The organism is Streptomyces sp. NPDC059371, from assembly GCF_042751995.1.
Taxonomy (GTDB): domain Bacteria; phylum Actinomycetota; class Actinomycetes; order Streptomycetales; family Streptomycetaceae; genus Streptomyces.
Genome location: NZ_JBHYXD010000030.1, coordinates 8,181 through 17,944, shown reverse-complemented (window position 1 = coordinate 17,944; position 9,764 = coordinate 8,181). Strand labels below are relative to the sequence as shown.

The 9,764-nt window shown below is 70.2% G+C and carries 10 protein-coding genes and 1 pseudogene; 6 read left to right on the top strand and 5 right to left on the bottom strand.

The features are described 5' to 3' along the window. The first annotated feature begins 5 nt into the window (after positions 1-5). Complete coding sequence (locus ACFXGX_RS19035; protein ID WP_384792353.1) at positions 6-2,153, top strand: xanthine dehydrogenase family protein molybdopterin-binding subunit; 2,148 nt, start codon at positions 6-8, stop codon at positions 2,151-2,153. A 259-nt stretch (positions 2,154-2,412) separates the two neighbouring features. Here the strand turns inward: ACFXGX_RS19035 and ACFXGX_RS19030 are convergent. Further along, positions 2,413-2,741: pseudogene (locus tag ACFXGX_RS19030) on the bottom strand (sulfite oxidase-like oxidoreductase); the annotation flags it as partial. A gap of 885 nt (positions 2,742-3,626) precedes the next feature. After that, on the bottom strand, positions 3,627-4,595 hold the full coding sequence (locus ACFXGX_RS19025; protein WP_384792350.1) for a hypothetical protein: 969 nt from the start codon (positions 4,593-4,595) through the stop codon (positions 3,627-3,629). A 128-nt stretch (positions 4,596-4,723) separates the two neighbouring features. Between ACFXGX_RS19025 and ACFXGX_RS19020 the strand changes: the two genes are divergently transcribed. The 5 genes from ACFXGX_RS19020 to ACFXGX_RS19000 all read left to right on the top strand — a co-directional run bounded on the left by ACFXGX_RS19020 (position 4,724) and on the right by ACFXGX_RS19000 (position 7,456). Next, a complete protein-coding gene (locus tag ACFXGX_RS19020; RefSeq protein ID WP_384792199.1) occupies positions 4,724-5,143 on the top strand; it encodes a DUF6233 domain-containing protein in 420 nt (139 codons plus the stop codon). 33 nt (positions 5,144-5,176) lie between these two features. Beyond that, positions 5,177-5,380: a hypothetical protein gene (locus ACFXGX_RS19015; RefSeq protein ID WP_384792196.1), complete on the top strand. Its 204-nt coding sequence runs from the start codon at positions 5,177-5,179 to the stop codon at positions 5,378-5,380. A 593-nt stretch (positions 5,381-5,973) separates the two neighbouring features. Next, on the top strand, positions 5,974-6,177 hold the full coding sequence (locus ACFXGX_RS19010; protein WP_384792193.1) for a Ku protein: 204 nt from the start codon (positions 5,974-5,976) through the stop codon (positions 6,175-6,177). Further along, positions 6,161-6,319, top strand: coding sequence for a hypothetical protein (locus ACFXGX_RS19005; protein ID WP_384792190.1), 159 nt, complete (start codon positions 6,161-6,163; stop codon positions 6,317-6,319). Before ACFXGX_RS19010 ends, ACFXGX_RS19005 begins: the two co-directional genes overlap by 17 nt. A 708-nt stretch (positions 6,320-7,027) precedes the next feature. Continuing rightward, a complete protein-coding gene (locus tag ACFXGX_RS19000) occupies positions 7,028-7,456 on the top strand; it encodes a hypothetical protein (RefSeq protein WP_384792187.1) in 429 nt (142 codons plus the stop codon). 264 nt (positions 7,457-7,720) lie between these two features. On the opposite strand, the gene ACFXGX_RS18995 is transcribed toward ACFXGX_RS19000, so the two are convergent. The 3 genes from ACFXGX_RS18995 to ACFXGX_RS18985 all read right to left on the bottom strand — a co-directional run bounded on the left by ACFXGX_RS18995 (position 7,721) and on the right by ACFXGX_RS18985 (position 9,622). Next, positions 7,721-8,026 carry a DUF6087 family protein gene (locus ACFXGX_RS18995; RefSeq protein WP_384792184.1) on the bottom strand — a complete coding sequence of 102 codons (306 nt, stop codon included), beginning with the start codon at positions 8,024-8,026 and terminating at the stop codon, positions 7,721-7,723. A gap of 80 nt (positions 8,027-8,106) precedes the next feature. Beyond that, the gene (locus ACFXGX_RS18990; protein WP_384792181.1) at positions 8,107-8,445 is read right to left on the bottom strand and encodes an NUDIX domain-containing protein; all 339 of its coding nucleotides are present in this window, start codon (positions 8,443-8,445) and stop codon (positions 8,107-8,109) included. 439 nt (positions 8,446-8,884) lie between these two features. Next, complete coding sequence (locus tag ACFXGX_RS18985) at positions 8,885-9,622, bottom strand: aminoglycoside phosphotransferase (protein WP_384792178.1); 738 nt, start codon at positions 9,620-9,622, stop codon at positions 8,885-8,887. Positions 9,623-9,764: the final 142 nt, after the last annotated feature.

Below are 9,764 nucleotides of genomic sequence, written 5' to 3'. Positions count from 1 at the left end.
CGGGCGTGGCCTTCCACCCCCCCCCCCCCCCCTCCTACCCCCACCACCCCCACACCCACCACCCCTACACCGCCCTCTGCCACACCGCCGGGCGGCGGGAAGGGCGGGAGAAGGTCACCGGTACCGCCCGTTACGCCGCCGAGTATGCGGTGCCCGGCCGCGTCCACGCCTGGCCCGTGCCGGCGGCCGTGGCCCGGGGCCGGGTCACCGGCGTGGACACCTCGGCCGCGCTCGCGCTGCCCGGCGTCCTCGCCGTGCTGACCCCCGGCGACGCCCCGCGCCTCGGCGAGACGGACGACGCCACCCTCGCCGTCCTGCAGAACCGCCACGTGCCGCACCGGGGCTGGTGCGTCGCCCTGGCTGTCGCCGAGACCCTGGAGGCGGCCCGCGCCGCCGCCCGGGCCGTCCGCGTCGGCTACGCCACCGAGCACCACGACGTCGTACTGCGCCCCGACCACCCGGACGCCTACGAGCCCGAAGGGGGCGCTCGGCCGGGCCGCCTCGAACACGGCGACCCGTACGGCGCCTTCGCCGCCGCCGACGTTCGCCTGGACACCGAGTACCGGGTGCCGCCCCTGCACAACCACCCCATGGAACCGCACGCGAGCACCGCGCACTGGGACGGCGACCGGCTGACCGTGTACACCTCCAGCCAGGGCAGCACGACCGTCCAGTCCGTGCTCGCCGGTCTCTTCGACCTGCCCGAGGAGCACGTCACCGTGGTGGCCGAGCATGTCGGCGGCGGCTTCGGCTCCAAGGGCACCCCGCGCCCCGACGTCGTCCTCGCCGCCATGGCCGCACGGCACACCGGCCGGCCGGTCACGGTGGCCTACGCCCGCCGGTACATGCCCACCGTCGTCGGCCACCGGGCCCCCACCCTGCACCGGCTGCGCCTCGGCGCCACCGCCGATGGACACCTCACCGCGGTGCTGCACGAGGTCACCACGCACACCTCGCGCGTCAGGGAGTACGTGGAGCAGGCCGCGGTGCCGTCCCGCGTCATGTACACCGCACCGCACCTGCTCAGCTCCCACCGGGTGGTGCCACTGGACGTCCCCAGCCCGTCCTGGATGCGCGCCCCCGGCGAGGCCCCCGGCATGTACGCCCTGGAGTCGGCGGTCGACGAACTCGCCGGGGCCCTCGGTGTGGACCCCGTCGAGCTGCGGATCCGCAACGAGCCGGAGAGGGAACCCGGCAGCGGCAAGCCGTTCAGCAGCCGGCACCTCGCCGAGTGCCTGCGCGAGGGCGCCCGCCGCTTCGGCTGGGACCGGCGCGACCCGCGCCCGCGCTCCCGGACCGAGGGCCCACTGCTCATCGGCACCGGAGTGGCCGCGGCGACCTACCCGGTCCTGATCCGGCCGTCGACCGCCACCGCCCAGGCCCTGCCCGACGGCACCTTCCTCATCAGGGTGAACGCGGCCGACATCGGCACCGGCGCGCGCACCGTCCTCGCCCAGGTCGCCGCCGACGCCCTCGGCGCGTCCCTGGACCGGGTGCGCACCGAGGTGGGCCGCAGCGACCTGCCCCCGGCGTCGCTGGCCGGCGACTCCTCCGGCACCGCCTCATGGGGCTGGGCCGTGTACGAGGCGTGCGCCGCCCTGGCGGCCCGGCTCGCCGAGCATCCGGGTCCGCTGCCCGCCGAGGGTCTCCTGGTCCGTTCCGACACCGCCGGCCGGGCGGACGCCGACTCCCCGTACGCCCGGCACGCCTTCGGCGCCCACTTCGCCGAGGTCGCCGTCGACACCGTCACCGGCGAGGTACGGGCCCGCAGGATGCTCGGCGTCTTCGCCGCCGGGCGGATCCTCAACGCCCGCACCGCGCGCTCCCAGTTCGTCGGCGGCATGATCATGGGCCTGGGCATGGCCCTGACCGAGGGCAGCACCATGGACGGCCCGTTCGGCGACTTCACCGAGGCCGACCTCGCCTCCTACCACGTGCCCGCCCACGCCGACGTCCCCGGCATCGAGGCCGACTGGATCGAGGAGGACGACCCGCACCTCAACCCCATGGGCAGCAAGGGCATCGGCGAGATCGGCATCGTCGGGACCGCCGCCGCCCTCGGCAACGCCGTCCACCACGCCACCGGCATCCGGTTCCGCGAACTCCCCCTCACCCCGGACCGCGTCCTCACCGGCCTGCTGGCCGAACGGTGACGACCGCGACGAGGGACACCGGAAGGGGAACCGCCCGAGTGCCGGGACTGCTGTGGGAGCGAGGGCTACGACCCCGCGGAGGAACGCCTGCGGGAGTCTGTGCACCCTGGGCAACGGCTACTTGGGTGCGGCTCTTCCTCAGCGAGCAGGTGATGCCGTGCGCCGTTGCCATGCGTTGCGCGGACGGCGGATCGTCGTGTTCTGAGACGTGGTCTTGGAGGCGGCTATGGTGTCGTGGCTGGAGAAGCTCGACCGGCGGGAGGCTGCCGCAGGGGAGGTTGGTGGTGTACCCGCCGTATGCGTGGACCAGGGCAAAGTCGGCGGCCGTCTCGACGTCCGCGAGCAGGAGGTCTAGCGACACGCCCTGCCAGCGGGTGTCGAACTTGGACCATTTGGTGACGCAGTCCAGGACCATGTGTGGTCGGCTCCGGTCTCGGTGGTCACCGTGAACTGCCAGGTGTCGCGGCTGACCCTGGGTGTGGGTCCGGCGGACAGCACGGGGAAGTCGTATGCCTCGTACTGTCCGGGTGGTAGCCGCCCGTCGTAGGATCTCGGCCGCCCCCGGAAGCCAGGTGACAAGATTCCCATGGTCAGGGCCTCACCGACTGGACCACCCAGCACCTGGGAATCGTCCTCGACGTCGTCCGCCGCCCGGACGACGTCCGCGGCTTCCAGCCACTGCCCCGCCGCTGGGTCGTGGAACAGTCCTTCGCCTGGCTCCCGCGCAGCCGGCGCCTGGTCCGCGACCACGAACGACGCACCGACACCAGCGAAGCCATCATCCGCCGGTCGATGATCACCCTCATGATCGCCGCCTGGCCGCCCAGCATCATCATCGGGCTGTTCCTGCTCAGGCAGCGTGAACCTGCCCGGCTTCTCCTCCACCAGCCAGTCCCGTTCCACCAGCCGCTTCAACCGTGCTCTCGCACCCTCGACGCGGGAAGCGGACGCACTGTCCCAGCCCAGCGCCACCGCCGTCCGCCGGGCGCCGAGCCCTTCGGCTCCGGCCTCCGTCGCAGCAGCCATCACTGCCTGGTAGTTCACCGACAGTTCCTCGACCCCGGCCGCGTTCTCCCGATGCGGCACCGCACGTCGCGGCCCGACCGGCTTCCTTGACCCGCTGACCACCACGGCGGGTGCTTCTTCCTCGGCCAGCGCCTCCAGATACTGCTCGAGACCGATCTCCCGGCGCCTGAGGACCTCTTCCGCCTCCGCCAAGTCCGTCCGCACCCGCTCCAGTTCGGCCTCAAGCTCCTCCACCCGCACGACCGCGGCCTTCCGCCGCGCTTCCAGAACAGCCCGCATCGACGGCATCCGCCACCCCACAACATCTCGGCCGGCAACGAGCCAAGACTTCCGTGACAGTCGCTATCCCATGCCTGACCAGCGGAATCCGCACACGAGGTTCGGAAAGAGAACGACCTCTGAAGCTACCCACCCCGGCAGCCCGCCTGACGCGGCGGGTTCAACCGGTCAGGAGACGCGCAGCAAGGTGGTTGCGGGGCGGATTGCGCAGGGTCCGAATTTGGCTCGGATGCGGTCGCTGACTTCTTCGGCGACAAGGCGGGCTTCGCGGGACTGGTCGAGGCTGATCTGCTCGGCGACCTGGCCGGCAGGAATCAGGTCGTCGCCTTTCAGAGTGATGGCGGTGATCCGACCGCGCTGGAGTCCTGCCGCGTCGATCAGCCAGTACGCCATCGTGCGCAGGTCGTCCTTGTGCGCGGAGGCCTCCGCCAGCCGGCGGGCCTTCTCCCAGGTGGTGCCGCCGGCGAAGCGCAGGGTCAGGGTCAGACCGCGGGCCGCCTGACTGCGGCGGCGCAACTGGAGGGCGAGGGTGACGACCGTATCCAGGAGGGCGGCGCGGACGGCGGCGCCGTCCAGGGTGTGCTGGGGGAAGGCACGGTGGACGCTCGCGGTTGCGGGCAGGGTGCGCGGGATGACGGGGCGGGGGTCGATGCCGCGGGCCCGGTCGGCGGCCTGTCGTCCGGCGCGGCCGCCCAGCAAGCGTTGGGCAGTGGCGGGCGGGATCGAGGCGAGCAGGCCGATGCGGTGGACGCCGTAGTCATGCAGGGCCTGGGCCTGGCGGGGGCCGATGCCGTGCAGGGCCTCGACCGGGAGGGGTCCGAGCCAGTCCGCGACCTGGCCGGGGGCGATGGCGAGGACGCCCCCCGGGCCGGTGATCTGGCCGGAGGCGGTGGCCGCGACGGTGATGGACGGACCGATCCCGACGCGCACGTCGACACCCAGCCTAGAAATGACCCGTACCCGCAGCATCTCCCCCAGCCGGGCAGCGTCCACGCCGTGGTAGCGCAGCGCGCCCTTCAGCTCCGCCAGGGCGGCTGTCGGGGGCAGCGCCTGGACGATCGGCGACAACTGCGCCATCTGCTCCAGGACCTGCCGGTAGAGATCCTCCAGCAGTCGGTCCGGGCAGCGCCCGTGCATCACGCTCGCCACCTGCCGTGCTTCAGTCCCTGCCTCCACAGCACCCACCTCCACACCCACATTATCGAACTGGAATTCGAACATGCGAGATGGCGAACCGGGTGACCCCTGGACCTAGAATCGGAAACATGTTCGATGACCTGCCGCCTGACCTCGCGCGGCTGCTCACCCTGCGGGTGTGGCACGCCATGTGGCTGCAGCGCATCGACACCAAGATCGCCGCTCTTCAGGAGCGGCAGGCCGAACAGGAACAGGGCCGCCGAAACCGGCCCGCGGAACCGGACTGGGTCGTCGAACTCGGTATCGGCAACGGCCGCCCGCCCATCGAGGTCCATGTCGGCGGCTGCTACGCCGCGGGCAAACGACGGCGTCCCGTCCCGCGCGACGAAGCACGCCGGCTCCTCACCGTGGGGGTGCGCGCGTGCCGTCACTGCCAGCCGGACACCGCACTGGAAATCCTCGACTTATCCGCCGACCCGGCCCCCTCCATCACGATGCACTGGCCGACACCCTGCACCTTCCAGCCCTTCATGCTGCGTTCATGGTGATTTTTAGCTAATCACCCAGAACAGGACACCCTGATGACCAGTACTCCCGCGCCACCGATCAGCGAACCGGACCCCTCCACCTTCACCTGCCCCGGCAGCCTCGTCGGCCCGTGCTCCGGCTGCCAGCGGCGCACCCACAAGTACGGCAACGGCGGCCTGCCCTTGTGCCAGTGGTGCATGACCCCCGTCCAGGAGAACTGGGGCTCCACCGCCCGCTTCACCAGCACCCGCCCGTAAGGCACCTGCTGCGGCACCGCCTGCAGACGAGGCGCCCCGTCCCGCGCGACCCACTACGCCGACTCCACTGCGGGCGTGCGCTCCCGCGGGCCCTGCGAGCCCGGCAGCCACCTGCGTATCCTCGGCAGACCAACCAGAACCGATGCCACCTCCCCCGTTCAGCGGTGAGACCTCGGCGCGCTCGGGCCTGCGACTGCTTCTAGGCTGAAGGCCTCGGGGCTTGTCGTGGAGGTCTCCCACGCCCCGAACCATCTGGTCCGGCGCCATCTCATTCGGCCTGGTCACCGTGCCGATCCACTTGGTCAACGCCCGGGAGGACCACGGCAACCACTTCCACCAGGTGCATCTGGAGGACATGGGCCGGGTGCGGAGCCGCAAGATCTGCGAAATCGAGGACCGTGAGGTCGCGCAGTCGGGAGATCGGCAAGGGCTACCAGTGGGGCAAAGACACGATCATCCCGGTGCTCGACGAGGAGTGCGGGAGATAGACCGCTGCCCACGGCGAAAGCCATCGAGATCGAGGCGTTCGTGCCCCTGGAGTCCATCGACCCGATCCAGATCGGCTAGGGCTACTACCTGGAGCCCGCGGTCAAGTGGCGGCCAAGCCCTACACACTCCTGAGGCGGGCCCTGGAGCGCTCATCGGAGGTGGCCGTGGCGAAGTACGCCTGGAGCGGCCGCGAGCGCCTCGGCCTGCTTCGGGTCCGCGACAACGTCATCGCCGTGCACGCGATGCGCTGGTCCGACGAGATCCGCGACCCCGCCGAGCTGAACCGACGAGGTGGAGCTCACCGATGACGAGATCGCCCAGGCGGAGCAGCTCATCGACCGGCTGACCCGCGACGACCTTCAAGGTGAGGAGTTCACCGACCGGTACACGGAAGCGGTGGAGCAGCTCATGGACGCCAAACGGGAGAACCGCGGAACCGCCCACGGCTGAGGAGCCCGAGGCGCCGGCACAAGTCGTCGACCTGATGGCCGCGCTCAAGGAGTCCGTGGCCAAGGCCCGCGAGTCCCAAGGAGAAGACGCCACTGTCCACGACCTGCCCATGAAGAAGACCGCAGCCAAAGAGACGCCGGCCACGAAGACGGCAAAGAAGGAGCAGCCTGCCAAAAAAGGCAGCCAAGAAGACGACGGCACGGAAACCGCGGCGCAGCGTCTGAACCTGCTCACTGCCCAACTGAGCGTGGCAGCGTCGAAAGGGAGGAACAGGCGAGACCCCGTCCATCCGCCACGGGGGGAGCGGATGAACGGGGCCGGTATAGGTCATGCGGCGTCTCCTTGTGTCAGCAGAACAGCAAAGGCGGCGGTTGACGCCCCAGGACACGGCTTGAGTGGGCGCGGGGTCCGGGCCCGGCGACGCTCGCCACCGGGGCACCGCCGAAATTTGTTGACCTGTGGAAACGTGGCCCGCGGCAGGTGGACTCCCGGACAGCTCCCAGGTGAACGTCACTACGTCGGTGTGGGCGGTTCCCGCAGGTTCCCAGATTGGGGCCCTGCGGGATGGACCCCTGCCTCCGGCTTCGGACACCCGCCGTAGACCCCGATCATCTGGCCATCAGCCTCGATGGCCCGTCCGGGGGGCAGACTGCCCCCGGACGGTGGTGCAGCATTGCGATCATGAAATCGGCATGAGCCACTCATTACATGATCAGACATGCGATACGTACGCTCTGCGCCGCCACCCTCGTGGCCGCTCCCGTCGCCCTGACCGCAACGCCTGCACAAGCCCTGACGGCATGTACGGTCAACGGCAGCCCCGTGTCCGGCACGACCGTCAGCGGTACTGCCGGCTCCGACTACATCAGCTGCGGCGCCCTCGCCCTGGGCGACAGCGTCAACGGCTTGGGCGGCAGCGACTACATCGTCATCAACGGCATCGTTGCCGGCACCGTCGACGGCGGCGCCGGTAGCGACTCCATCACGGCCAACGCCGGTACCACGGCGTCCGGCAAGATCCTCGGCGGAGCCGACGGCGACTTCATCTCTGTCGGCCCGAACGCCGGCACCGTCGACGGCGGACCAGGGTCGGACTACTGCCGAGTCGCTTCCGGTAACCCCCCCATCAACTGCTGACGCTGGGAAGTCGGCGCTGAGTAGGGCGACCAGGCCGTCTGCGTCGAGCGCCGCGACCACGGAGACCTCACGCAGTGATCCATCGCTCGTACGATCGAGCGTAGCGGTCAGCCTTGCACCCAAGCATCAAAAGGCACATTCCGCGCGACAGGATGGGCGATGCCGCGGCTGTGGAAGCCTTCACCTCCATAGGCATTGCCGTGGTCGGCGCGCATGAGGAGCGTCTTCGTCAAGAACTGAGCAGGTAGGGGACGGTCGGGCCGCCTACCGCGGGGGCTGCGGCTTGCGATGCCTACCGCTTCCGCTACCGAGAAGCTTGCGGGCCAACCCCTTGGGCTGCTCCGCCTCTCCAGCAGCCACCGGGTACAGAAGGTGCTTCGCGTCGTCCAAGTTCGCCGCGAACCCGTAGGGCTCCCACGCGTGTCCATTCCACCGTTCGATGCCGCGCGGCGCGTCAGGATTCACGTGCGCGCCTCTGGGGCCATTGCCGGGAGCGATGGGGACGGCACGGAGTCGGCCGATCTTCGCGTCGCGGCGCTCGGCCCAGTCCGACAGCGGTTCGTCATCCATCGTGGCATTCCTAGCGTTGGCGGCAGTTGTCCCGGAATGCTCGAGATGCCTGCCCGATTGTGCAGGCATCTCGAGGGGCTCTACGCCCAGTTGTGCTCTACCAACGTTCCCGCGTCATCGAGGTAGCCGCGCAATCCGGCCTCGGGGTACTCGATGAGGTCTTCGGGCAGGTCGTGCACGGTGAACCATTCGAGAGCCAGGACGAGCCGCAGCTGCGCGGGGTCGACCTCGAGGCCGGTCTCCTCAGACAGCTCCCACGCAGCGCCGTAGCTGAGTTCCTCACCCTGGTCGACCTTTCCTGACGGCATGTGCCAACGCCCGTGCCCGTACGGGCCGCCTCGCTGGGAAAAGAGGATCTTGTCGCCGTCGCGGACGATCACATGGGTGTCGATGACGGGCTGTGCCGATTCGCTACTCATGATTCCCGAGGGGTGGGAGGGGCTGTGAGAGCACCGACGGTAGCCGTCGGTCCGTGATCGCATCAGCAATTCGGCCGACTGCCCCCGATGGAGTGGTAGTCGACGAATCAAGTCGCAGTACATCGACACCGCGCTCCTCGAGGGCCGCCGCGGCCTCTTCATAGAAGCGCAGCTCCTTGGCTGGCCTGGTGCAACGAGGCGATCGTCGTCGCCTTCCCGACGCCCTTAGACCATCGACGGTGACGGTGAATGCACGGGTCACGCAGCGGCCTCCGTGGTCGGCTGGTTCCGCTCGTGCTGCTGCGCGCGAGAGCGGCGTCGAGCCGGTCCGGGGACTGATGAAGCCCACCAGGAGCGGGGCCATATCGGAGGTCAGCGCCGGTGCTGCCGGTGCATGTTCCAGACTCGGGCCGCGGCCTGCATCGGCTGCGCCCATTCGTCAGGGTGTTGTTCCGCGATGGAGTCCCACAAGCGCTGTTGAATGCGGGCGAAGACGTCGAGCCCGGCGGGCGGGGCGAGTTTCCACGCCGGATGCGCCGCGGCCACGTCTTCGGCCTGCTGCGCGGTGTGGCCCGTAAGCCATCAGCCACCGTAGCCACAGCGCGGGATCGATCCACGCCGCGCCGGTCGATGCCCACCCCCGGTCGACGAACAGGGCGCCGGCCTCCGTGACGAGGACGTTGTGCGGGTTCCACTCTGTATGAAGCAGGCTGTCCCCCTCGAACCACTTCAGGTCGGCGAGGTCGTCGACGTAGCCCCGGAGCCGGTGCGGCATCTCCTTCAGCTCAACGCCGGGGGCCCGGAGCTCGGCGAGTTGCGCCACGGCCGCGGAGACAGCGGACAGGTCGGAGGAGCCGGGCGTGAAGCCAGCGTGTCCTCCCTCGACGTACTGGAAAGCGAGGAGGCTCCACCCGTCGGCTTCCACGTGCCAGCGCAGTTCAGGAGCGACGCCGCGCACGTACGGGGCAATGTCCGCCTCGCGTTGCTGCGTCCAGACGCGGGGGTGAGAGAGCGGCAGGCCCTTGACGAACAGGGCGTCCGTGTCGGTGCGCACGGTAGCGGCGATGGTGCTGTTGAGGCCTGCGTGGACTGTCCCGGTGCCGGTGATCGGGCCGCTGGCCTTCTCGATCAGCGAACGCCCTTCGGCCGGCAACCCGGTGATACGCGGAGTGGGCATGAATCTCCAGAGGTACGGGCGTTGGGGCGGGGGGGGGCCGCCCCCCCCCCCCCCCCCGGGGGGGGGGGGGCGGGGGGGGGGGTGTGGGGGCGGCACACACAAACACCCCGGGGGCCGCGCGGAGGGCTCCGCGGCACGGCGC